Source organism: Nocardia africana NBRC 100379, from assembly GCF_001612635.1.
GTDB lineage: Bacteria > Actinomycetota > Actinomycetes > Mycobacteriales > Mycobacteriaceae > Nocardia > Nocardia africana.
Map to the genome: position 1 here is coordinate 211,726 of NZ_BDAV01000004.1, position 22,453 is coordinate 234,178.

General features: G+C 69.5%; 23 protein-coding genes and 1 pseudogene. 7 read left to right on the forward strand and 17 right to left on the reverse strand.

Annotation, left to right across the window (positions count from 1 at the left end):
• Window positions 1-22 precede the first annotated feature (22 nt).
• The 4 genes from dapF to NA3_RS04930 form a co-directional block, all read right to left on the reverse strand.
• Window positions 23-904, reverse strand: a complete 882-nt coding sequence (gene dapF, locus NA3_RS04915; RefSeq protein ID WP_062962417.1) for a diaminopimelate epimerase — start codon at window positions 902-904, stop codon at window positions 23-25.
• 66 nt (window positions 905-970) lie between these two features.
• Window positions 971-1,801: a TrmH family RNA methyltransferase gene (locus tag NA3_RS04920; RefSeq protein WP_062962353.1), complete on the reverse strand. Its 831-nt coding sequence runs from the start codon at window positions 1,799-1,801 to the stop codon at window positions 971-973.
• Window positions 1,798-2,721: a tRNA (adenosine(37)-N6)-dimethylallyltransferase MiaA gene (gene miaA / locus NA3_RS04925; protein WP_062962354.1), complete on the reverse strand. Its 924-nt coding sequence runs from the start codon at window positions 2,719-2,721 to the stop codon at window positions 1,798-1,800. Before miaA ends, NA3_RS04920 begins: the two co-directional genes overlap by 4 nt.
• A complete protein-coding gene (locus NA3_RS04930; RefSeq protein WP_062962355.1) occupies window positions 2,718-3,479 on the reverse strand; it encodes a class III extradiol ring-cleavage dioxygenase family protein in 762 nt (253 codons plus the stop codon). Before NA3_RS04930 ends, miaA begins: the two co-directional genes overlap by 4 nt.
• Before the next feature lie 198 nt (window positions 3,480-3,677).
• Here NA3_RS04930 and NA3_RS04935 point away from each other — a divergent pair, with 198 nt between their 5' ends.
• Window positions 3,678-5,186: a DUF349 domain-containing protein gene (locus NA3_RS04935; RefSeq protein WP_062962356.1), complete on the forward strand. Its 1,509-nt coding sequence runs from the start codon at window positions 3,678-3,680 to the stop codon at window positions 5,184-5,186.
• 98 nt (window positions 5,187-5,284) lie between these two features.
• Entirely contained in the window at window positions 5,285-5,698 is a 414-nt protein-coding gene (locus NA3_RS04940; RefSeq protein WP_062962418.1) for a nitroreductase/quinone reductase family protein, read from the forward strand.
• A 20-nt stretch (window positions 5,699-5,718) separates the two neighbouring features.
• On the opposite strand, the gene NA3_RS04945 is transcribed toward NA3_RS04940, so the two are convergent.
• Both NA3_RS04945 and miaB read right to left on the reverse strand, forming a co-directional pair.
• Window positions 5,719-6,432, reverse strand: coding sequence for an Rv2732c family membrane protein (locus tag NA3_RS04945; protein ID WP_372464201.1), 714 nt, complete (start codon window positions 6,430-6,432; stop codon window positions 5,719-5,721).
• 3 nt (window positions 6,433-6,435) lie between these two features.
• A complete protein-coding gene (gene miaB / locus NA3_RS04950; RefSeq protein WP_062962420.1) occupies window positions 6,436-8,028 on the reverse strand; it encodes a tRNA (N6-isopentenyl adenosine(37)-C2)-methylthiotransferase MiaB in 1,593 nt (530 codons plus the stop codon).
• 297 nt (window positions 8,029-8,325) lie between these two features.
• Between miaB and NA3_RS04955 the strand changes: the two genes are divergently transcribed.
• From NA3_RS04955 to NA3_RS04970, 4 genes are all read left to right on the forward strand, one after another.
• Window positions 8,326-9,054: an amino acid ABC transporter ATP-binding protein gene (locus tag NA3_RS04955; protein ID WP_062962421.1), complete on the forward strand. Its 729-nt coding sequence runs from the start codon at window positions 8,326-8,328 to the stop codon at window positions 9,052-9,054.
• An 85-nt stretch (window positions 9,055-9,139) separates the two neighbouring features.
• Window positions 9,140-9,970 carry a glutamate ABC transporter substrate-binding protein gene (locus tag NA3_RS04960; protein WP_062962357.1) on the forward strand — a complete coding sequence of 277 codons (831 nt, stop codon included), beginning with the start codon at window positions 9,140-9,142 and terminating at the stop codon, window positions 9,968-9,970.
• 67 nt (window positions 9,971-10,037) lie between these two features.
• Window positions 10,038-10,724 (forward strand): amino acid ABC transporter permease, encoded by a 687-nt coding sequence (locus NA3_RS04965; RefSeq protein WP_062962358.1) that lies wholly within the window; start codon window positions 10,038-10,040, stop codon window positions 10,722-10,724.
• Complete coding sequence (locus NA3_RS04970; RefSeq protein ID WP_062962359.1) at window positions 10,721-11,626, forward strand: amino acid ABC transporter permease; 906 nt, start codon at window positions 10,721-10,723, stop codon at window positions 11,624-11,626. The genes NA3_RS04965 and NA3_RS04970 overlap by 4 nt, the downstream gene beginning before the upstream one ends.
• A gap of 206 nt (window positions 11,627-11,832) precedes the next feature.
• Here the strand turns inward: NA3_RS04970 and NA3_RS04975 are convergent, their stop codons facing one another.
• The 6 genes and pseudogenes from NA3_RS04975 to NA3_RS04995 form a co-directional block, all read right to left on the reverse strand.
• Window positions 11,833-12,033 (reverse strand): DUF6186 family protein, encoded by a 201-nt coding sequence (locus tag NA3_RS04975; protein ID WP_062962360.1) that lies wholly within the window; start codon window positions 12,031-12,033, stop codon window positions 11,833-11,835.
• Complete coding sequence (locus NA3_RS04980) at window positions 12,030-12,437, reverse strand: hypothetical protein (protein ID WP_062962361.1); 408 nt, start codon at window positions 12,435-12,437, stop codon at window positions 12,030-12,032. The genes NA3_RS04975 and NA3_RS04980 overlap by 4 nt, the downstream gene beginning before the upstream one ends.
• Before the next feature lie 388 nt (window positions 12,438-12,825).
• The gene (locus NA3_RS39430; RefSeq protein ID WP_227995452.1) at window positions 12,826-13,140 is read right to left on the reverse strand and encodes a regulatory protein RecX; all 315 of its coding nucleotides are present in this window, start codon (window positions 13,138-13,140) and stop codon (window positions 12,826-12,828) included.
• Window positions 13,135-13,908: pseudogene (gene recX, locus NA3_RS39435) on the reverse strand (recombination regulator RecX); the annotation flags it as partial. The pseudogene recX and the gene NA3_RS39430, both read right to left, overlap by 6 nt.
• 597 nt (window positions 13,909-14,505) lie before the next feature.
• Window positions 14,506-15,549 carry a recombinase RecA gene (recA, locus tag NA3_RS04990; RefSeq protein ID WP_025351561.1) on the reverse strand — a complete coding sequence of 348 codons (1,044 nt, stop codon included), beginning with the start codon at window positions 15,547-15,549 and terminating at the stop codon, window positions 14,506-14,508.
• Between the two features lie 217 nt (window positions 15,550-15,766).
• Window positions 15,767-16,801, reverse strand: a complete 1,035-nt coding sequence (locus tag NA3_RS04995) for an Lrp/AsnC family transcriptional regulator (protein ID WP_063917293.1) — start codon at window positions 16,799-16,801, stop codon at window positions 15,767-15,769.
• Window positions 16,802-16,897: 96 nt separating this feature from the next.
• Here NA3_RS04995 and NA3_RS05000 point away from each other — a divergent pair, with 96 nt between their 5' ends.
• Window positions 16,898-18,307, forward strand: coding sequence for an MFS transporter (locus NA3_RS05000; RefSeq protein WP_062962363.1), 1,410 nt, complete (start codon window positions 16,898-16,900; stop codon window positions 18,305-18,307).
• A 126-nt stretch (window positions 18,308-18,433) separates the two neighbouring features.
• Here the strand turns inward: NA3_RS05000 and NA3_RS05005 are convergent, their stop codons facing one another.
• The 5 genes from NA3_RS05005 to pspM form a co-directional block, all read right to left on the reverse strand.
• On the reverse strand, window positions 18,434-18,628 hold the full coding sequence (locus NA3_RS05005; RefSeq protein ID WP_030513212.1) for a DUF3046 domain-containing protein: 195 nt from the start codon (window positions 18,626-18,628) through the stop codon (window positions 18,434-18,436).
• A 46-nt stretch (window positions 18,629-18,674) separates the two neighbouring features.
• Window positions 18,675-19,838 carry a glycosyltransferase gene (locus NA3_RS05010; RefSeq protein WP_062962422.1) on the reverse strand — a complete coding sequence of 388 codons (1,164 nt, stop codon included), beginning with the start codon at window positions 19,836-19,838 and terminating at the stop codon, window positions 18,675-18,677.
• 108 nt (window positions 19,839-19,946) lie between these two features.
• Entirely contained in the window at window positions 19,947-20,696 is a 750-nt protein-coding gene (locus NA3_RS05015) for a PIG-L deacetylase family protein (protein WP_227995030.1), read from the reverse strand.
• 99 nt (window positions 20,697-20,795) lie between these two features.
• On the reverse strand, window positions 20,796-20,969 hold the full coding sequence (locus NA3_RS37535; protein WP_030513209.1) for a hypothetical protein: 174 nt from the start codon (window positions 20,967-20,969) through the stop codon (window positions 20,796-20,798).
• A 209-nt stretch (window positions 20,970-21,178) separates the two neighbouring features.
• Entirely contained in the window at window positions 21,179-21,976 is a 798-nt protein-coding gene (pspM, locus tag NA3_RS05025; protein ID WP_062962364.1) for a phage shock envelope stress response protein PspM, read from the reverse strand.
• Window positions 21,977-22,453: the final 477 nt, after the last annotated feature.

Consider the following 22,453-nt stretch of genomic DNA (forward strand, 5'->3'; position numbering starts at 1 on the left):
GTACGGCGCAGCTCACACGGATTCAGGCGCCGGCCCACCACTCCCCGGCGAGATGTCCCGAACCGACCAGCACCGAGGGCCCGCGCAACCACGCCTGCCCGTGATCGATGCCGACGGTGACGGCACCGCCGGGCACCCGGACCCGCACCTGCGCCGATTCCGCCGCCGGATCGACACCCGCACTCGTCAGTGCCGCGGCGGCCGCGGCGACCGTGCCGGTGCCGCAGGAACGGGTTTCGCCGACGCCGCGTTCGTAGACCCGCATGTCGACCGCGCCGTCCTCGCCGAGCGCGGTCAGGATCTCCACGTTCACGCCCTGCGGGAACAGCTCCGGATCGAAACCGGGCGGCACGGTGAGGTCGAGCGCGGCCAGTCCGTCCGCGGTGAGCGCGGGATCGACACAGGCCAGATGCGGATTGCCCACGTCGACTCCGACTCCGGGCAACGCGCTGCCACCGACGGTGGCGGTCGAATCGCCGAGCATCCGCACCCTGCCCATACCGACGGTGACCTCGCCGTGTACCTCGTCGAAGGAGTGCACGACCACCGAGCGCGCCCCCGATCGGGTGCCGACCACGAATTCGGTCTCGCGCTGCATTCCGGTGGCGAGCAGATAGTGGGCGAACACGCGAACGCCGTTGCCGCACATCTCCGCGATCGACCCGTCGGCGTTGCGATAGTCCATGAACCAGTCCGCCGCCGCGACACCGTCGGGCAGTTCGGCCAGCTCGCCGCGCTCCACCAGCGCCCCCGCCCGGGCGACGCGCAGCACACCGTCGGCGCCGATGCCCTGGCGCCGGTCACACAGCACGGCGACGGTACCGGGGGCCAGGCGCAGGCGGGCGTCGGAGTCGGGCAGCACCACGAAATCGTTCTGCGTCCCGTGGCCCTTGCCGAACTCGATATCGGCCGCGCCGGACATCGTCTGCTCCTGCTCGCTCATCGACGTCGATCCTCCACCCGTCCCGCACTACGCACCGGCCGCGCCGGCGCTCACCTTCGATACCGACACCCGGCGCTGCCGGGATATTTCGTACAGCACGACCGAGACGGCGCACGGTGTGACCGGCATCGCACCCGCCGGAATGCGCACCATTTCGTCGCATGCGTCGCGCCACCGCGCGTCGAGCTCGCCGTCGTCGGCGAACACCATGATCGTCGCATCCGTGAAGGTGTGCGCATCGACCGGCCGGTCCCCGGGCTCCGCGCCGACACCGACCAGCCGGGCCGGAACCGCCGCGCCTGCCCGCAATTCGGCGACGGCCGCCGGCCCGGGCACTCGCACCACCGGCACCGCGAACAACGCACCGGCCGAGGCGCGCACACACCGCGGGTCGTATTCGTCCGCGCCGGAACCGCTGATCACCACCGCGGCGGCGCCGAAGGCGTGCGCGGTGCGCAGCACACTGCCCAGCCGCAGCGCGGAGGCCGGGCGGTCGATCACGACCACCGGACGTGCCGGATCGAGGCGGACGGCCGACTCGTCCCGGCTGCGGGTGTGCGCCAGGGCCACCAGTTCCGGTGTGCCGGTATCGGGTTCGGCGAGTTCGTCGAGGGTGTCGCCGACCAGTCCGATGGCCGTCACCGCGTCGTTGTCGAGCACCTCGCGCGCCCATGCCGGCAGCGGCGCGCCGAGACGGTACAGCACCGCTTCCAGCGGCCAGCCGTTCGCCACCGCCGCGGTGATCGATTCGCGGCCGTGCACGAGGAAGCGGCCGTCGCGACGGCGGTGGGCGCGGTTGCCGAGATAGGCCCGCCACTGCCCCACGGAGGCAGTACGGGCGGTCGATGGGCGGGTCACTGCCTGATGGATTCCTGTTCGTCGCGCACATGGGCCAGTACCGCATCCGCCAGCCGCGGGTCGGCGCCGTCGACCCAGTGCACCCGCGGATCGCGGCGGAACCACGAGCGTTGCCTGCGCACGTAGCGGCGGGTGCCGATCAGTGTGCGCTCACGCGCGTGACTCAGGTCGTATTCGTTGTCGAGATGAGCCAGGACTTGTGCGTATCCGATCGCCCGGCGTGCCGTCAGGCCCCGGCGCAGGCCGCAGCCGATCAGTTCGCGCACCTCGTCGACGAGGCCGTGGGCGAACATGGTGTCGGTGCGCGTCTCGATGCGCGCGTCGAGTTCGGCGGTCTCGCGGTCGACGCCGATGATCGTGGTGTTCCATCGGGGCGTGCCACGTTGCGGCTGGGAGGCGGCGAACGGGCGGCCGGTGAGTTCGACGACCTCGAGCGCCCGGACGATCCGCCGGCCGTCGGTGGGCAGAATGGTCTGCGCCGCAACGGGATCGGCCGCACGCAGGGCGGCGTGGACGGCGGCGACCCCGTCGTGTTCGAGGACCGCCTCCCACTTCTCGCGGACGCGGATGTCGGTGGCCGGGAATTCCCACTCGTCGAGCAGCGCCTGCACATACATCATCGAACCGCCCACGATGATCGGCACCCGGCCGCGCGCCAGGATGTCCTCGACATCGGCGGAGGCCGCGGCCTGATACGCGGCGACGGTGGCCGTTTCGGTCACCTCCAGCACGTCGAGCTGATGGTGCGGAATACCGCGGCGCTGGTGCGGCGGCAGTTTGGCGGTGCCGATATCCATGCCGCGATACAGCTGCATGGCGTCGATATTGACGATCTCCCCGTCCAGGCGAACCGCCAATTCCAGTGCCAGATCGGACTTTCCGGTCGCGGTCGGCCCGATGACGGCGATGGGCGCCCTCATCGCTCACCCGCCGGATACCAGACCGAGACGTGATACCCCACACCGAACGGTGCTGCGCGATACAGGGTTTCGACCTTCGGATCGGCGGTGTCGATGCCGAACAGGCCGGCCAGCACCTGGAAACCGGGACGGCCCGCCACCTCGAGCTCGGCACACAATCGCGGGTCCAGGGCGCCGAGTGCCGCGCGGTCACCGGCGTCGAGGGCGGCGTCGATGCGCTGTTGTTCGCCCTCGGCACGGGGATCGAGATATCCGGGCGAGGTGGTGGACAGCGTCGCGGCGCCGTCGGCCACGATCAGCACACCCTGCGCACGCGGGTCGGCGTCCAGCTCACCGCGCAATCGTGCCCCCAGATCCACGCAGTGCGCCGGCTCGGCGCCGGGTTCGACCGGCAGCGCCCGTGCCTCGATGTCCTCGCCGTCCTCGGCCGCGATCCGGCCGCGCAGCCATGCGCCCACCAGCAGTGCGGTCGGCCAGTCGAACCGCGGCTCACCGCCGGGGTCCGCCGCCGACAACGCGACCCGCACGTCCGCGCCGAAGCCGCGGAAACTGCCCACACCGGTCGGCGGCTCGGTCCCGGCGCCGACGATGGTCCACTGCCGGGCCTGCCGAGCCAGCATCCGCCCCGCCGTCAGCACCGCCTCACGCATCTGCGGCACCTGCGCGGCCGGATGGGCGGAGTCGGTCAGCGGCGTCGCACCGCCCAGTTCGGGAATCAGCACGAGCGGCGAGGGAATCAGCGCGGCGACACGAAACACCCGTCAACGGTAGCGGCCGTCGGGAAAGGCCGGCCGAACCCGTCGCTCACCCCGGGCGAGCGTGTTCTCACCACCCTCAACCGTCACTCGGTGCACGCCACCGTTCGCAAGAGAGGGCAATTCTGTCTATTGGCTGGTTGAATGGGATCTGCTAGGGCGTAACCAGGCAGCCGTGACGCGCGGCAGGGATGAGGAGCGATGACCGACAACAGCGGAACCGAGAAGGCAGTGCATCCGGAAACCGGCGCGGCGCAGCAGTCCAGCAATCCCGCCGCGAAGCGTCCGACTCCGGCCGATGCCGCCCCGAAACCCGGCGCGGCGCCACGCCCGGGAGTACCCAAGCCGGGGGCGCCAAAACCTCCCGCGGCGCGGCGAGCCGAACCGGCGGCGAAACCGGCGGCCACGCATCACGTCAAACCGGCTCCGGTTCCCGGCCCCGTCCATGAGCATCCGCATCCGGTGGTCGTGCCGACCGTCACCGATCCCAGCGAGTGGGGCCGGGTCGACGACGACGGCACCGCCTGGGTCAAAACCGCCACCGGTGAACGGGTCGTCGGCTCGTGGCAGGCCGGTGACGCCGCCGAGGGCCTGGCGCATTTCGGGCGTCGCTTCGACGATCTGGCCACCGAGGTCGCGCTGCTCGAGGCTCGCCTGGCGGCCGGCACGGACGCCCGCAAGACCAAGGCCGCGGCCGTCGCGCTCGCCGAATCCCTGCCCACCGCGGCCGTGATCGGCGATGTGGACGGTCTGGCGCAGCGCCTGCAGGCGATCATCGAACATTCCGACGAGGCGGCCGCCCACGCCAAGGAGGAGAAGGAACGCACCCGGCACGAGCACACCGAGCGCAAGGAGGCGCTGTGCGCGGAGGCCGAGCAGATCGCCGCCGAATCCACCCAGTGGAAGGCGGCCGGTGACCGGCTGCGCGAAATCCTCGAGGAGTGGAAGTCGATCCGCGGGGTGGACCGCAAGGTCGACGATGCGCTGTGGCGGCGCTTCTCCAAGGCGCGCGAGGCGTTCAACCGCCGCCGGGGCGCGCACTTCGCCGAACTCGATCGCGAACGCGCCGCCGCCAAGGCTCGCAAGGAGGAGCTGTGCGCGCGCGCCGAGGAGCTGTCCGATTCCACCGACTGGGTGGGCACCGCCGCGGTCTTCCGGGATCTGCTGACCGAATGGAAGGCGGCCGGGCGCGCTCCCCGCGAGGCCGACGAGCAGTTGTGGCGGCGCTTCAAGAGCGCCCAGGACGTGTTCTTCGCCGCGCGCAATGCCGCCGCGTCCGAGCGCGATGCCGAATTCGAGCAGAACGCGGCGGCCAAGGAGGACCTGCTGCACCACTACGAGGACCGCATCCCCGAACACATCGAACCCGATTCCGCGACACTGGATTCCGCCCGCGCGGCCCTGCGTGAACTGCAGGAGCGGTGGGACGCGATCGGCAAGGTGCCGCGCGAGCGCATGCACGAACTCGAGGGCAGACTGCGGGCGCTGGAGAAGCGGGTGCGCGAGGCGGTGGACGCTCAGTGGCGGCGCACCGATCCCGAGGCGATGGCTCGCGCGGCGCAATTCCGCGAGCGGGTGGCTCAGTTCGAGGAGCAGGCAGCCAAGGCCGAGGCCGCGGGCCGCACGCGCGATGCCGAAAAGGCGCTCGAGCAGGCCAAGCAGTGGCGTGAATGGGCGGACGCGGCCGAGGGTGCGGTCAGCCGGCGCTGAGCCGTTCGTCGCAGGCCGGCGGTGTGGCGTTCGCCGCCGACCGGCCGGTGCGAGGCGTCGCCCTTCTGCCCCGCAGCAATCCGGACGAGGAGCCGAGCATGGATGTCCGCGAGATCAACCGAGGCGTCATCGAGCAGTTCCGGGCCGGCGGCCCGATCGAGGGGATGCACCGGGATCGTCTGGTGCTGCTCACCACCACCGGCCGCCGAACCGGCACGCCGCATACCACGCCGATGATGTTCCATCCCGACGGCGACCGGTTGCTCGTCGTCGCCTCGAACGTGGGCGCCCCGCGGCATCCGGACTGGTATCTGAATCTCGTCGCCGATCCGGCCGTGACGGTCGAGGTCGATCGGGAGACCTATCCGGCCACCGCCGTACCGTTGCAGGGCCCCGACTACGACCGGACGTGGGCGGAGCTCACCACGTTGTATCCGTTCTTCGCCGAGCACGCGCAGAAGACCGAGCGCACCATCCCCGTGGTAGCGCTGCGGCGGAACACGACCGCTTAGCGACACGACCGCCGGATCGGCTACTTGTCGTCGCCGAACAGCCGGCGTCGGTCCTGCTCTTCCTTTTCGGCGGCCGCGATGCGCCGGCGCTCCTCCGCCTCGAGCTGGAGCGCGGTCCGGCTCCACACCACGCGAATCCAGTGGAAGGTCAGCACGACGATCGCGATCGTGGCCAGAATCAGTCCGATGCCGGGTCCGGCGCCGTGGTAGTTGCCGAGGCCGGGAGTCTGACGGTGCCAGATCGAGAGCACCCCGAAGACGCTGCCCACCGCGGATCCGGCGACCGCCACCCAGGCCAGCGCCCAGCGGCGGGTGACCAGCGCCAGCGACGAGAACCCGATTCCGAAGATCACCACGAACCACTCGAAGACCCGCGACGGCAGCCCGATGTGTTCGTCCTGCGCGTGGTTGTCGAAGGCCAGCACATCCAGGCCGCGGGCGGCGCCGGCATGCGGCAGGATCAGCGACAGCAGCAGGACGAACACCGCGATCGCGACCACCATCGCGCGCGTCCCGGGATCGATCTCGCCGGCGATCTTGCGTTCGACGGCCTCGAGGTCGCCGCGGAACTGCTCGAAGACCTTCGACTCTACGGGATTCATGCTCTCCTCGTTCGGCTCGGTCGCATCGTCCGGCTCGTGCGCCGGTGGCTGGTGCGGGTGCTGCGACGACGCGTCACCGGACCCCTCCGGTGTGACATCGCGATCGGCATCATCGTTCCCGCGTTCGGCCATCGGTCAGGCTCCGCATCCGCTATCACAGCCGGCGGCCGCCGGAAGAGTCTCCGGCGCACCGATGCGCGGCAGTCCCAGGCCCACCCCGATCGGCGCGGTCTTGGGCAGCACACCGCGTTCGTGGGCATCGCCGGCCCGAGTGCGCCGGTGGGTGTGGACCGGACCGTCGGCGATCAGGTGGTGCGGTGCCGCCTCGGTGATGTCGACGGTGACGATATCGCCGGGCCGGATCGCCGCCTCGCCGGGCCGGAAGTGCACCAGCCGGCCGTCGCGCGCCCGGCCGCTCATCCGCGCGGTCGCCGCGTTCTTCTTACCGGCGCCCTCGGCGACCAGCAGTTCGACCTCGGTGCCGATCAGCGCGCGATTGGCTTCCAGTGAGATCTGTTCCTGCAGTTCGATCAGCCGGTCGTAGCGCTCCTGGACCACCGCCTTGGGCACCTGATCGGCCATGGTGGCCGCGGGCGTGCCGGGACGGATCGAATACTGGAAGGTGAAGGCGCTGGTGAACCGCGCCTGCCGCACCACGTCCAGGGTCTCCTGGAAATCCTCCTCGGTCTCACCGGGGAAGCCGACGATGATGTCGGTGGTGATCGCGGCGTGCGGCATCGCGGCCCGCACCTTCTCGATGATGCCGAGGTAGCGGTCCTTGCGATAGGACCGGCGCATCGCCTTGAGCACCCGGTCCGAACCCGACTGCAGCGGCATGTGCAGCTGCGGGCATACGTTCGGAGTCTGCGCCATCGCCTCGATGACGTCGTCGGTGAATTCCGCCGGATGCGGAGAGGTGAAACGCACCCGCTCGAGCCCGTCGATGCTGCCGCAGGCGCGCAGCAGTTTCGCGAAGGCGCCGCGATCGCGGTGGTCGGGCGCGAAATCGGCCGGATGTCCTTGCGGCAGTGCGGGTTCGGCGAAGTTCACGCCGTAGGAGTTGACGTTCTGCCCGAGCAGCGTCACCTCGAGTACACCCTGATCCACCAGCGCCTGCACCTCGGCCAGCACATCGCCGGGCCGCCGGTCGACCTCTTTGCCGCGCAGCGAGGGCACGATGCAGAACGTGCAGGTGTTGTTGCAGCCCACCGAGATCGACACCCAGCCGGCATAGGCGGATTCGCGGCGGGCGGGCAGCGTGGACGGGAACGCCTCCAGCGATTCCAGGATTTCGACCTGCGCCCGCTCGTTGTGGCGGGCGCGTTCGAGCAGCACCGGCAGCGACCCGATGTTGTGGGTGCCGAAGACGACGTCGACCCACGGCGCCTTGCGCACGACGGTGTCGCGGTCCTTCTGCGCCAGGCAGCCGCCGACCGCGATCTGCATACCGGGCCGCTCGGCCTTGATCGGCGCCAGATGTCCGAGCGTTCCGTACAGCTTGTTGTCGGCGTTCTCGCGCACGGCGCAGGTGTTGAACACCACCAGATCCGCGGTCTGCCCGCCCGTGGCCTTGGTGTATCCGGCGTCCTCGAGCAGGCCCGACAGCCGTTCGGAGTCGTGCACGTTCATCTGGCAGCCGTAGGTGCGCACCTCGTAGGTCCGCGGGGACTGCGGATCGGTGGCCGAACCGGGGGCGCGTCCCGCAGCCGAATGTGCTGCAACCTGCATGGACGAATTCACGGGTCCAGGGTAGACGCTGCGCGAAACCGGACGCCCACCCCGGTCGCCCGCGACCGGTCGGTGGTGACGCCGGTCACGCGCGCGGGCGCCCAGGTCACCACCGGGTTAAGCGCAGGCGGCGACGGCGCGACGCACGCGCCAAAAGTGCGCATTTCGCGCAGGACCGCTCTAGGGTCGACTGTCATGACCGATGCTGCCGACGCAACACCCGGCACCGCCAGCGCTGGGAACACCTCCGACCCGGGCGCGGCCGAGGCGGCCGCGGGAACCGCGACCGCGCCGCCGATGATCTCGATGCGCAACGTGGACAAGCACTTCGGTGATCTGCATGTGCTGCGCGATGTGAATCTGGAGGTGCCGCGGGGGCAGGTGGTGATCGTGCTCGGCCCGTCCGGGTCCGGCAAATCCACGTTGTGCCGCACCGTCAATCGGCTCGAGCCGATCGATTCCGGCACCATCGCCGTCGACGGCGTCGAATTGCCGGCCGAGGGCCGCGCCCTGGCGAAGTTGCGCGCCGACGTGGGCATGGTGTTCCAGTCGTTCAATCTGTTCGCGCACAAGACGATCCTGGACAACGTCATGCTCGGGCCGGTCAAGGTGCGCCGCATCGACAAGAAGCAGGCCCGCGCGCGGGCACTGGAACTGCTCGAGCGGGTGGGCATCGCCGATCAGGCCGACAAGTATCCGGCGCAACTGTCGGGCGGTCAGCAGCAGCGCGTGGCCATCGCCCGGGCCTTGGCGATGAATCCGAAGGTGATGCTGTTCGACGAGCCCACCTCCGCCCTGGATCCGGAAATGGTCAACGAGGTGCTGGAGGTGATGGTCGCACTGGCCAAGGAGGGCATGACGATGCTGGTGGTCACGCACGAGATGGGATTCGCCCGTCGCGCCGGAGACCGCGTGCTGTTCATGGCCGACGGCCGGATCGTCGAGGACGCGGCGCCCGAAACCTTCTTCACCGCACCCGCTTCCGAGCGGGCCAAGGATTTCTTGGGCAAAATCTTGAGCCATTGATCGTAATCCACGACCGCGGCGGGATCGATGACCGGCCCGCGCACCGCGGAGGACCCTTCACACTTCACGAGAGAGAAGGCATTCGATGAGGATCACCCGAGCGCTGCGATTCGGTATCGGCGCGCTGGCCATCGCGGTCGTCGCGACCGGATGCGGCGGCGGCAGCAACAAGACCGCCACCGAACACGCGTCGGAAGGCAAACTCACCATCGGCGTCAAATTCGATCAGCCGGGCCTGGGCCTGCGCAATCGGGACGGGTCGTTCTCCGGATTCGACGTGGACGTGGCGACCTACGTCGCCGGGAAACTCGGCGTGAGCCCGGACAAGATCACCTTCAAGGAGGCTCCCTCCGCGCAGCGTGAGACGCTGATCCAGAACGGGCAGGTGGATTATGTGGTCGCCACCTATTCGATCACCGATCAGCGCAAGCAGAAGGTCGACTTCGCCGGGCCCTATTACGTTGCGGGCCAATCGTTGCTGGTGCGCGCCGACAACACCGATATCACGGGCCCGGAATCGTTGAAGGGCGGCAAGAAACTCTGCTCGGTGAAGGGATCCACACCGGCGCAGAACATTCAGAAGAATTTCGCCAACGATGTGCAGTTGCAGGAATACGACACCTATTCGCTGTGTGTGGAGGCGCTGAAATCCGGTGCGGTGGACGCGGTCACCACCGACAACATCATCCTGGCCGGTTACGCCGCGCAATCTCCGGGCCAGTTGAAGGTGGTCGGGCAGCCGTTCACGACCGAGAACTACGGCATCGGCCTCAAGAAGGGCGACAAGGAATCTCGCGACAAGATCAACGATGCGATCGAGTCGATGATCAACGACGGCTCGTGGAAAGCGTCGCTGGAGAAGAACTTCGGCAACACCTTCCCGATCCCGTCGCCGCCGCAGGTCGACCGCTACTGATTCGGCGCGGGTTCCGGCGGCCCCCGGGACCCGGCCCGGCACAGAGAAGTAGGAGGGCGCGTCCACCGTGTTCGACTTGATCTCCCGATACGACAATCAGCTGTGGGACGCCTTCTGGGTGACCATCAAGCTGACCGTGTTCTCCGCGATCGGGGCGCTGATCATCGGCACCCTGGTGGCGGCGATGCGGGTGTCGCCGATTCCGGTGGCGCGGTGGATCGGTACCGCGTATGTGACCGTTTTCCGCAATACTCCGCTTACTTTGATCCTGGTTTTCTGCTCACTCGGTCTCTACACGACCCTGGGCATCAAGCTCGCGAGTGAGAGTTCGGGACTGGATTTCCTGCCCACCAACAATTTTCGTTTCGCCGTGCTCGGCCTGAGTGTGTACACGGCGTCGTTCGTGTGCGAATCGCTGCGCGCCGGAATCAACACCGTGCCGCTGGGGCAGTCCGAGGCGGGACGGTCGCTGGGCCTGACCTTCGGCCAGAACCTGCGACATGTGGTGTTACCGCAGGCCTTCCGGTCGGTGATCGCGCCGCTGGGCAGCGTGTTGATCGCGTTGACGAAGAATTCCACGATCGCGTCGGCGATCGGCGTGGCCGAGGCGGCGGCGCTGATGGCCTCCATGAACGAGACCGAGGCCGACATTCTCGCCATCGGCGCGATCTTCGCCCTCGGTTTCGTCATTCTCACGCTGCCCACCGGATTGCTGTTCGGCTGGCTGGCCAAGCGATTCGAGGTGAAGCGATGAGCGCGAACGCCTCTGTCCTCTACGACGTCCCCGGTCCGAAGGCGCGCCGACGGCATGCGCTGTATTCGGTGCTGGTGCTGGCGGCCCTGGTGGTGCTCGGCTGGCTGGTGTGGCGGGCGTTCGACGAGAAGGGCCAGCTCACCGCCGAGAAGTGGAAGCCGTTCGTGCAGTCGGAGGTCTGGCAGACCTACATCCTGCCCGGCTTGCGCGGCACCGTGGTGGCCGCCGCGCTGGCGATCGTGTTCGCGATGGTGATCGGCGTGATCTTCGGCTTGCTGCGCCTGTCCGATCGTCGCGTCGTGCGATGGGTGGCCGGGGTGATCGTCGAGGTGGCCCGGGCCATTCCGGTGCTGATCCTGATGATCTTCCTCTACAACTGGTTCGCCAAGGACAATCTGTTCGCCTCCGATCAGCTGGCGCTGGCGGCCGTGGTCATCGCCCTGACCGTGTACAACGGGTCGGTGATCGCCGAGATCGTGCGCTCGGGGATCCGGTCGCTGCCGCGCGGTCAGACCGAGGCGGCCCAGGCGCTGGGATTGCGCAAGGGCCAGATGATGCGGATGATTCTGCTGCCGCAGGCGGTGACGGCGATGCTGCCGGCGCTGATCTCGCAGATGGTCGTGGCGCTCAAGGACACCGCGCTCGGCTATCAGATCACCTATCAGGAAATCGTGCGCCAGGGCCAGCAGCTGGGTGCGGCCGAACAGAACACCGTCCCGGCGCTGATCGTGGTCGCCGTCATCATGATCGCCCTCAACTGGGCGCTGACCTTCCTCGCCACCAGGGTGGAGCAGCGGTTGCGGTCGCGCCGCCGGGGGCGGACCGTGCTGGGTGTGAATTCGGTGCTCACCGATGCCGCGCCGGGCGTGGATCTGTCGCTGAACCGGACCGCGTCCTCGTAACCGGCAGCCCGGCACACGCGGCGGATGTGAGGGCGCAGGCTGGAGTGTCGCCGACGTCCTCCGCGGGGAGGGTTGTGCTCGCACCGAGCGCAACCCTCGCACCCGAGGGCTGGATGTTCGATCCTGGACGCGCACCACCCCGGTCGCCGGGCCACGCCACTCACGGCGACCGGGGATGGGTGTCCACTCGGCGGCCTTCCCGCGGGTTATCTGGCCAGGAAATGCCAGCCGAGCCATGTCCACACGAGCACCGCGACGATGCGGGCGGTTCGGGTGCGGGTCAGAAAGCGCACGGTGTCGCCGAGGCCGGCGAACGACCGGCGACGCACACGGGCCGCTATCGCCGTGCTGATCACGAGGACGGCCAGGACCGCGAACCCCGTAATCACCAGTGCGCGATCGGTCATTTCCGCACCAGCCACCATCCGGCGCCCAACCAGATCAGCCAGCCGAGGAAGCGTCCCGGCCCGGCCTCCAGCGCGGGGCTGAGCAGTGTCGACAGGCTCGGATGGGCAGGGTCCGGCACGAGCAGTGCCGGCTGGGACAGCCACGCGTACAGTTCCCACACCAGGACGGCCGCGAGCAGGGTCGACCACACCACGACCGCGCGCCGGACCGGCGGCGTGAACGACATCCGCCGGGTTCCGAGACGAACAGCGCGGACGGCGACCACGACGGCGACACCGGCGACCAGCACCGTCGCGGCAACGCTGAACGGGCGGGTGAGCGACCCCGCCACCGCCACCCCGACCCAGACGGCCGCCGGACCGACGCGTCGCCATCCACTGCCACCCCGCACGTCGGTGGTCATCAGCGCAGCATAGGACCTGTGCTGGAGACCGGTCGAGCCACGCGGGCCACCGAGGCCGAATCACCGGCGCGCCGGGCACGATGCCGACCGCGGCCGAACAGTCGCGGGCCGATGCCAGTTGGTTACGGCGACAACGTTCTAAGACTCGACTGCCGAGCAAGCCCGCGACCCTCGCCGTCGTCTTTCGGATCGACGGGTATCGGCGCGGCAGGAGACGTCGCCGAGCACGGTCGCGTTGAAGCTCGTTCCGGCACGTCCGACCTGACGTGCTGAGCCATCGGCTCGCCAGGAAGTCGATGGGCGGGCGGCAGCGGCAGGATTACCCTGCTCGGGCGCGCGGGTGGCGACTTCGCACCGTTCACTGCGAGCGACGGGCAGGCTGCGGGGTTCAGTCCGGCGGGTAGCCGTGCGCGAGTTCGGCGCGTACGGCGGCGTAGGCGGTCGACTGGCGAAATCCCTGGCGGGCCAGCATGCCGATGAGGCGGTTGACCACCTTGTCCTCGGACAGGTTTCGCGGCATCGTGCGCAGTTTGCGACGTACCAGTTGCGCGGCTCGCTCCGCCTCGTCGTTATCGGACTCCGCCGCTACCGTATCCGCGTCGGCGCTGTCCTCGGCGACGACGGCCTTCTCGGTCCGGTTCGGCTGCACCGCAAAGGGTTGCGCGGCGGCGGCGGTTTCTTCCTTCACGACGGCATACGCCATGGACTGCGAGTAACCGCGGCGGGCGAGCATGCCGACCAGTCGCGCCACGGCCTTGTCCTGTGGGATGTCGCGGGACAGCGATGCGAGCCTTTTCCGTACCAGCTGCGCGGCGTGCTCGGCGTCGGGACCGCAGCTCTCGGTGGCAACTGCGGCGAGCTCGTCTTTGACCACGGCGTAGGCCAGGGACTGGTTATAGCCGCGCCGGGCGAGCATGCTGACCAGCCGGTTGGTCGTTTTGTCGGTGGGCAGGTCCGGCGGCAGGGTGGTGAGTTTGCGGCGGACCAGTTCGGCGGCGCGGGCGCTTTCGTCGGCGGGCGTGATGGCGGCCAGTGCGGGCTCGGCATCGGCGTCGGACACACCTTTACGTCGAAGTTCTTGCGCGAGAACCTTTTTCCCCTTGCCCGAGAAGGTGTGGCGGGAATGGACCCACTGTTCGGCGAAGGCCGCATCATCGATCAGCCCGACCTCGGCGAGGCGGTTCAGTGCCCGTTCGGCGACCTCGGGTGCGAACCCTTTGGCCGCCAGTTTGTCCGCCAGTTCTGCGCGGCTGCGCGCCCGATCGGTGAGCAGGCGCAGGCAGATGTCCTTGGCCTGGGCCTCGGTCCCCGCCTTCGATGCCGCGGATTGCGCAGCGTCGGAACGCTTCCCGCCGTCGGCGTCGGATCGACGCCGTGAACCCCGGCGCCCTCCCCCGTCGCCGCCGTCTCTGCGTGACCGCCTTCTCGACCCGCCGTCGTCTGCCCCATCATCCGATCGCGGATGCGCCACGGGGCTGTCGTCCGGAACGAACGAGCCGCTGTCGCCACCCTTCGACCGCCTCTCCGCCCGGTGGGCGCGGCCGGGCCGGCGATCCCCGTCGGCACGCTCGCCCCACCCTCGCTGCAGCGCGTCGACCTCAGCCTTCAGTGCGCGAATCCGTTTGCGCGCCTGGGAATCCCGCGTCGCGGAGCCATCACCGGAACGACCGGAGAGCGCGGCGTCGGTATTCGCCCGCATCCGCCCCTCGGACTCGGACCGAACCTCCGGCTCGACGCGAGGCGGAACCTCGGGCTCCAACGCGGACCGGTCCGTCCGCTCGGGTACGTCCGTCTCGCCGACCGGCGCACGCTGGGGCACCGGACCGTCATCGGAACGCCATACGCCGGCGGGCGAGTCCCCCGCTTCCGACTTCTGTCGTCGGCGACGGGTCGAACCACCCTGGCGGCGAACGGGTTTCGACCACGACTCGTCCCCCGGGTCGCCGGTGCGTCGGGAGCGGGATTCGATGTCTTCCAGTTGCCGTCGCAGGCGTTCGACGGCGTCGAGCCGAGAGGCGCCAGGGCCCGGGAGGGGTGTGGACCCCGGCGCTTCCCGGTGCGGCATCGGCTAGAAGTCGACGGGCGCCTCGGCGCCCGCGTCTGCGGTGACGTCGGCACCGATGCCGAGCTTCTCCTTGATCTTCTTCTCGATCTCGTCGCGCACGTCGGTGTTCTCCAGCAGGAACTTGCGGGCGTTCTCCTTGCCCTGGCCGAGCTGATCGCCCTCGTAGGTGTACCAGGAGCCGGACTTACGGATGAAGCCCTGATCGACACCCATATCGATGATCGAGCCCTCCTTGGAGATGCCGGCACCGTAGAGGATGTCGAATTCGGCCTGCTTGAACGGCGGCGACACCTTGTTCTTGACGACCTTGACGCGAGTGCGGTTACCCACCGCGTCACTGCCGTCCTTCAGCGTCTCGATGCGGCGCACATCCAGACGCACCGAGGCGTAGAACTTCAATGCCTTACCACCCGTGGTGGTTTCGGGCGAGCCGAACATCACGCCGATCTTCTCGCGCAGCTGGTTGATGAAGATGGCGGTGGTGCCGGAGTTGTTGAGCGCGCTGGTCATCTTGCGCAGCGCCTGGCTCATCAGGCGGGCCTGCAGACCGACGTGGCTGTCGCCCATCTCGCCCTCGATTTCCGCGCGCGGTACCAGCGCCGCGACGGAGTCGATGACGATGATGTCCAGCGCGCCGGAACGCACCAGCATGTCGGCGATCTCCAGCGCCTGCTCACCGGTGTCGGGCTGCGACACCAGCAGGGCGTCGGTGTCGACGCCGAGTTTGCGGGCGTATTCCGGATCCAGCGCGTGCTCGGCGTCGATGAAGGCCGCGAGTCCGCCGTTGGCCTGCGCGTTGGCGATGGCGTGCAGGGCGACCGTGGTCTTACCGGAGGATTCCGGACCGTAGATCTCCACGACGCGGCCACGCGGCAGACCGCCGATGCCCAGCGCCACATCCAGCGCGATCGAACCCGTCGGAATGACCGAGATGGGCTGATGCGCCTCCTCGCCCAGGCGCATGATCGCGCCCTTACCGAAGCTCTTCTCGACCTGCGCCAGAGCGAGCTCGAGCGCCTTGTCACGGTCGTAGGCCTGTGGTGCCATCGTCTGTTCCCCTTCTGACGGGTAAGTCTCGTTGTGTGGTTGGCCCCCACGCTAGAGGGCGGCACCGACAAGTTCTGTCGCCAAGCTTAGACGAACACGTGTTCGAGGCAAGCGACGCGCCCGCCGACACGCACAGCGGCCGCGCAGCCGCACCCCGCCCCGGCAATCGCCGCACCATCCGGCCGGTCACGCGGTCGCGATCCGGCCGCTACCCACCTCATCGGGTCGCCGTCGGCACCACCGCGATCCGGTCGGTATGCATCAACGCCTGCGCCTGTTTCAGCATCCGCAGTGTCGGGGTGACCTCGACGTCGACGATCCCGTCCAGAGCCCCCAGCCGCTCGATGAGGTAGCGGTACAGGTGCGAACTGTCGCGGCAGACGACGGAGGCGACCAGATTGGTCGGCCCGGTGGTGGCCGCCACGAACGCCGTTTCCGGATGGGTGGCGATCGCCCGGCCGACGGCGTCCAGTTCGGCCGGGCGCGTCCGCACCCACAGCGACGCCCGCACCGCGTATCCCATGCGCTCGACGGCGAAATCGAGATCGAAATACAGCACGCCCGCCGTCACCAGCTCGGACATCCGCCGCGCGACCCGGGTGGGACTCCAGCCGGTTTCGGCCGCCAGCCGGGCATAGGAGGCGCGCCCGTCGCGGGCCAGCAGCCCGAGCATCGCCTCGTCGGCCGCCGACAGGTCGGTCGGCGCGTCGGGCCCGCGCTGATCGTTCATCGCCGGCCGCGACCCCAGCTGCCGCAGCTGTTCGGCGGTCAGCAGGCGGCTGTACCGCGGCCACTCCTCCGCCAGCGGAAACCGGTGGATGATCTCGTAGGCCATCAACCCGGTGACCTGGCTGGCCCGCGGAAGAACGTTGAGCAGCAACGCGTCTCGCTGTTCGATCGAGCGCGGGCGGCTCACGCAGGTGACCTCCGAACCGGTCGACAGCAGCGCCACCCAGCTCACATCCGGCAGCCGCGCCAGCGATTCGGCCAGCCGCAGCGCCTTGTCCGGAGTGGACCGCACCCGCAGCATCCAGCGCGTATTTCCCAGTGGCATGGCATTGACCTGACCGGAGACGTGCAGGATGCCGCGTTGACGCATCGACCGATACCGGCGGGCCACGGTCTGCTCGGAGACACCGAGGATCGCGCCCAGGGTGGCGAACGGGATGCGGGCATCGGTGACCAGGCCGTGCACGATCTGCTTGTCGAGCGTATCGAGAACGGAGGATTCGAGTTCGTCTTCGGGGTTCACAGGCGGAATCTCACATCGACGGCCGGGTAGCTGGATGGATATTCAAACATCTCGCACGCTTGGCGTCGATATCGTTCGCACTACCCGGAGGTCGCCATGCGGAAATGGCTCCCCTTGTTCGCGGCGTGCCTCGGCACGCTGATGCTGCTCATCGACGTCACCATCGTCAACGTCGCGCTCCCCGACATCGCCGCCGATCTCGGCACCGGACTGTCGGGGCTGCAGTGGGTCGTCGACGGCTATGCGCTGGGCCTGGCCGCGCTGCTGCTGGTGCTGGGCTCGTTCGCCGACCGGTTCGGCGCCAAACCGACCTATCTCGCCGGCCTCGTGGTATTCGCGGCCGCCTCTCTGGCCTGCGGCCTGGCCCAGTCCTCGGCCCTGCTGGTGGCCGCGCGAGCCGTGCAGGGAGTGGGCGGTGCGGCCATGTTCGCGACCACGCTCTCGCTGCTGCACGCCACCTATACCGGCCGCGATCGCGGCACCGCGTTCGGCGCCTGGGGTGCGGTCGCGGGGGCGGCCGCCGGCGTCGGGGTGGTACTCGGCGGGGTGCTGACCGACCTGCTGTCGTGGCGATGGATCTTCCTGGTGAACCTGCCGATCGCGGCGGTCACCATCGCACTGTCGCTGTCCGCCTTCGGGCCGTCGCCGCGCCGGCCCGGCCGCAGCGTGGACGTCGCCGGAATGGCCGCCTTCGCCGTCGCGGCGACCGCGCTGACCTACGGCATCGTCCGGGGCGGGGAAGACGGGTGGGGCGACGGCGCGGCAGTCGGCGCGCTGATCCTCGGCGCGATCGCGATCGCCTGCTTCGTCCTCGTCGAATTCCGCAGCGCCACACCGATGTTCCCGCTCGCGTTGCTGCGCAATCGAGAGTTCGTGGCCACGCTGGTCGCGGCGGCGGGCTTCAATTTCGCCGCCTTCGCGAGCAGTCCCCTGATCTCGCTGTGGTTGCAGCAGCCGTTGCAGCTCAGCCCGCTGCGCGCCGGTCTGTCCATGCTGCCGATGGCGGCGACGGCGTTCGTGGTCTCGGGCGCGTTCGGGCGGTGGCTGCACGACGTGGCGCCCCGCTGGACCATCGGCGGCGGGCTGGTGATCACCGGCATCGGGGCGGGACTGCTGGGCGTGATCGACGCCGGATCGACCTGGAGCGCCCTACTTTTCGGCTATGTGGTGATCGGCATCGGCATCGGTGTGCTCGCGCCGCCGCTGGTGGCGGTGGCGATGGCCGCGGTGCCCCCGCAGCAGAGCGGCACCGCCGCCGGAGCGGTGAACACCGCTCGTCAACTGGGTCTTGCCCTCGGTGTCGCGGTACTCGGCACGGTATTCCGCAGCTCGGCTGGCGAAGGCCGGAACACGGTGTCGCAGTTCGTGTCCGGGCTGGACGCCGCCGTCGCGGTGGCAGCGGGTGTGGGCATCGTTCTCGGCATCATCGCCTTCGCCTTGTTCCGCCCCCGCGCCCGGACCGCCGCGACGGCGGAACCGGCCGCCGCCGAAATGCCGGTCGGCTGAATCGGCGCCGAATCCCGGAAAACGGCGCTCAGCCGGTCCTCCGTGATCTCGGTATCCATGTGCCCACCCTGCAACCTCGAGTAAGGTCGAGGTCAAGGTCGCTGTGACGCAGCCGACGGCTGCCGGTCACCAGCGGTTCTTCGGTACGTCGAATTCCGCGCACAGGGCTCGCCAGACCTCGCGGGGGTCGATACCGTCCTCGATCGCCTGGGCGCCGGTACGGCCGTTCATCGAGGGCAGGACATGATCGGCCAGCAGCAGGTCGCCGCGGGCGACGCCGAATTCGGTATGCAAGAGTTCCTGAAATTCAGTCAACCGCACCGTGCCGAGGGTACCGGTCGCGCGCGAACCGCCGGCGGCGGCGCGGTCAGCTCGCGCGAGCCCGAACCAGCGTGCGGTGACAGATCTCGACCGGATCGGCGACATCGGAGACGGTGGCGGCGGCCGCGGCAGCGGCCTTGCGATAGGACTCGTCGTCGAGCACGGTGTGCACCGCCGCGCGCAGCGATTCGGGGGTGAACGGCCGCACCAGCACCGAACTGCCTTGGCGGACCGCACGATTGGCGAGTTCCCACTGATCCCCGCCACCGGGCACCGTCACGATCGGCACGCCGGCGAGCAGCGTTTTGGCCAGCAACCCGTGTCCCCCGCCGCCGACCACCACGGCGGCATGGCGCAACAGCTCGTCCTGCCGTCCCAGACCCGCCGTCGCCCACGGCGGAAGATCCGCCGGTGGCGTATCGAGCATCGAGATCGCCACTCGCACATCGCTGTTCGCGAGCGCCTCCACCGCACCGGTCGCCAGATCACCGAATCCGGTGCGGGCCGTGGACGGCGCGACCACCACCAGCGGCCGGTCACCGGGCGGCGGCGCCAGCACCTCCGAGGTCGGCTCCCACAGCAGCGGCCCCACCACATGCGCGTTCTCGGGCCAATCCGGCCGATCGACCTCCAGAGCGGGCAGGGTGGCGATCAACCGGGCATCCGGGCCCGGATCCACCTCCGGCAGGCCCACGCTCGCCCGAGCCGCCCCGCGCTGGCGCTCACCGCGGGTGATCGCGCGCGCGGTCAGCCCGCGCAGCACCGTATCGCGCATCCGCCCGCGCAGGCCCTCACCCGGCGCGAGCCCACTGCCGATGGGCGGCAACGCTTTCGACGGCAGATACAGCGGATGCGGGGACAGCTCGACCCACGGCACCCCCAGCCGCTCGGCGGCCATCCCACCGCCGGCAGTGAGCACATCCGAGACCACCAGCTCCGGCAGCATCGCGCTGAGATCGGGGAGGATCTCCGAGGAGATATGAGCCGCTCGGTCGTGGATCCGCGCACCCGCGTCGGCGTCGTCGTCCTGCGGGCGCGGCGCCAAACCCTTCAACCGCCGCACCGCGATGCCCGCCTCCCGCGCCGCGTCGAACCAGCGCGGACTGGTGAACAACACCGGGTCATCGCCGGCCTGAAGAAACCGCAGGCACAGCGCGATCGCCGGAAACGCATGACCCGGATCCGGCCCCGCGACGACAGCCACTCGCATGCGCCCCACCATGCCATACCCCGTCCCCACCCGATGCCGGGCGGGCACAGCTACCCGACGGTCATGAACGTCGCCCGGGTCGATCGTGGCCGCTCACAGTGCCTGCGATCAGTCGGCGAAGTGGTACAGCTCGAACCCGACGGCACGCTCGGCATCGAAACCGGCGTGCGGTCCCGTGGCCCGATCCACGATGGCGCGGGCCTGATCCGCCACCGGCTCATCGCTCAGCGCGCTCAGGTAGCGACTGTGCTGCATCAGCGAATCCACGGCCGCGCCCACGGTATCGGTGACGTCCACCGCATGCGTCACCACCGGACCCACCACCGCGGCCCAGCGCGGCGTCCAGATCGGCAATTCGGCCAACTCCGGGAAGATCCACTCGTTGCCCGCATCCGAGATCGCGTCCAGCGCACTGCGGCCCACCGCGCGATGATCGGCGCTGTTGGCATAACCGGGCGCCCAGGTGTCGCCGAAATTGAACAACACCACCATCTCCGGACGATGCCGCCGGATCGCCGCGGCCAGATCGCGGCGCAACCCGAGACCGCCCTCGACCCGCCCGTCCGGATAGCCGAGGAATTCGACGTCCTCGACCCCGACCGCGCGCGCCGACGCGATCTCCTCCCGCTCCCGCACCGGGCCGCACTCGGCCGGCGGCAGGCCCGCGATCCCGGCCTCACCGCTGGTGGCCAGCAGATACCGGATGTTCTTACCCTGCTTCGTCCAGCGAGCCACCGCGGCCGCGGCACCATACTCGATATCGTCGGGATGGGCGACGATCACCAGACCGCGCTGCCAATCCTCGGGTAGATGGGCTGTAATTGTGGCCTCCGCTTCGCTCCGGCGGGGTAGGTTCACCGCTTGCGAAACGCTAGCACAGCAAGTTTCTCGCCTTCGTCGTCACGAAACAGCAACGGGCCGTTCGGCTTTCGCACCGAACGGCCCGGGTGTGGCTCGCTACAGTTTGGTGACCGTCGATTTGTTCGAGCCGGAGACGGCCTTGTACAGCAGGTACAGGCCGAAGACTACGACGCTGATCATCAGGATCGGGAACAACGCCTTGACCAGCGCGCCGATCACGATCAGCGCCAGCCACACGAGCGCGACGACGCCCAGAATCTTCCAGAACATGTCCATTCCTCCCGAAGGGTTTCCGAACCGCCGTCAGCGCGATCCGACTCCTCCATACTGTCAACTCGGCACCGGAAAATCACCAGGTCACAACCGATATCCGGGAAATCTCAGGGTGAACCCTTAGCCTGGTCGTCCGCGAGGATCGGTCCGGAACGGGACGCCCCCGATGCGCGCGCGATCGCGCGGCGCCGCCGAGGTACCGGTGCTCAGTGCCGGTCGGCCGGGTCGGTGAGCGCCTGGGCCCAGCCGTCCAGTCGGTCGGCCGCCTCGCGCAAGGTGAACATGGCCCAGCCGAAGTCGTCCGCCGGTGTCGGTGCTGCGCTCGCTCCGGCCGCCAGGATCTGACCGGCCGCGGCGACCAGCTGCTCGTATTCGGTCACGCCGGATTCCAGTCGGCCGACCATCGCGCCCGATTGCCGCCGTAACGCGGCCCCGGCATGCGAGGTCGCGACCACCTCGAGCGCCTTCTCCATCGCCGCGATATCCCCGGCCAGAGCGTGCAGGGCGGCCGCGCCGGATGCCGCGGTCGCCACGGTGTCGGCGAAATCGTCGGCCGGGATTCGCCCGCTCGCCTCGATCTGCCGGCCGAGCGCGTGAAAGGCCCGCTCGGCCCGGACCAGCCGGGCGATCGGCGCCCACGCCGCGGAATGAACAGCGGGCAGTCGCCGCGGTACGAACGCGGCGGGCGGCAGCGGGTTGCGCCGCAATTCCAGGTAGCGGCGGGTGCTCACCGCCGCGCCGGTCACCAGCGCGGCCGCACCGCCACCGACGACGACAACCGCCCAGACCGGCGCCGAGATCGCCACCAGACCCGCTGTTCCCAGCGCGGTCACACCGGAGGCCGCGCTCCAGCGGAGACTGCGCCGCCGCACCCGCCGCCGGCGGCGGAGTTCCCGCTCCCGCGGGTCGGCCCACTTCCGGACCGCATGCAATGCGAATTCCCCGGCATCGCGCAGCGCGCCCGGAACCCGCCCCGCACGCGCGAGCGGCTCCTCCGCGGCCACCTCGAAGGGATCGGAAGGCGCGCTCCGGCCAGGCGAACGACGGCGCTCGCGCGGGTCCCCACCGGCTTCGCGTGATCCGGTGTGCGACCGGGCGGCGGGCTCACGGGTTTCATGGATGACGCCGGGAGCGCCCGGGCTCTCTGTGTCCGATGCGCGATCGAATGTCGGTCGGCCCCTATCGGATTCGAGATCGGGTGCCCTACCGCGCCGACGACTACTTCGGCGACCGCGCAGGATCCCGCGGCCCTCGGCCCGGGAGCGCCGGTCCACGCCCGTATCGTCCCCTGCGCCGGATGCGACCTCGGATGATCGACGTTGCGCGGCATCGCTGTCGGGCCGCGCATACGCTGCGGATGCGGTCGTGCCCGGTGGCGGAGGAACCTCGACGCCGGGCGCAGCGCTTTCCGCGGGAACCGGCGAAGGCGGGGCCGCACCGGAAAGCCGGTGCCGCTCAATGGATTCGGCGATCGACTGCCA

Bases quoted from the DNA above. Each gene is read 5' to 3' on its own strand.
- NA3_RS04970 (WP_062962359.1), top strand. From the start codon at position 10,721: ATGAGCGCGAACGCCTCTGTCCTCTACGACGTCCCCGGTCCGAAGGCG.
- miaA (WP_062962354.1), bottom strand. From the start codon at position 2,721: ATGAGGGCGCCCATCGCCGTCATCGGGCCGACCGCGACCGGAAAGTCC.
- NA3_RS04935 (WP_062962356.1), top strand. From the start codon at position 3,678: ATGACCGACAACAGCGGAACCGAGAAGGCAGTGCATCCGGAAACCGGC.
- NA3_RS05000 (WP_062962363.1), top strand. From the start codon at position 16,898: ATGCGGAAATGGCTCCCCTTGTTCGCGGCGTGCCTCGGCACGCTGATG.
- NA3_RS04975 (WP_062962360.1), bottom strand. From the start codon at position 12,033: ATGACCGATCGCGCACTGGTGATTACGGGGTTCGCGGTCCTGGCCGTC.
- NA3_RS04980 (WP_062962361.1), bottom strand. From the start codon at position 12,437: ATGACCACCGACGTGCGGGGTGGCAGTGGATGGCGACGCGTCGGTCCG.
- NA3_RS04940 (WP_062962418.1), top strand. From the start codon at position 5,285: ATGGATGTCCGCGAGATCAACCGAGGCGTCATCGAGCAGTTCCGGGCC.
- NA3_RS05010 (WP_062962422.1), bottom strand. From the start codon at position 19,838: ATGCGAGTGGCTGTCGTCGCGGGGCCGGATCCGGGTCATGCGTTTCCG.
- NA3_RS04955 (WP_062962421.1), top strand. From the start codon at position 8,326: ATGATCTCGATGCGCAACGTGGACAAGCACTTCGGTGATCTGCATGTG.
- NA3_RS37535 (WP_030513209.1), bottom strand. From the start codon at position 20,969: ATGTTCTGGAAGATTCTGGGCGTCGTCGCGCTCGTGTGGCTGGCGCTG.
- NA3_RS39430 (WP_227995452.1), bottom strand. From the start codon at position 13,140: ATGGCGTATGCCGTCGTGAAGGAAGAAACCGCCGCCGCCGCGCAACCC.
- miaB (WP_062962420.1), bottom strand. From the start codon at position 8,028: ATGCAGGTTGCAGCACATTCGGCTGCGGGACGCGCCCCCGGTTCGGCC.
- recA (WP_025351561.1), bottom strand. From the start codon at position 15,549: ATGGCACCACAGGCCTACGACCGTGACAAGGCGCTCGAGCTCGCTCTG.
- NA3_RS04960 (WP_062962357.1), top strand. From the start codon at position 9,140: ATGAGGATCACCCGAGCGCTGCGATTCGGTATCGGCGCGCTGGCCATC.
- NA3_RS04945 (WP_372464201.1), bottom strand. From the start codon at position 6,432: ATGGCCGAACGCGGGAACGATGATGCCGATCGCGATGTCACACCGGAG.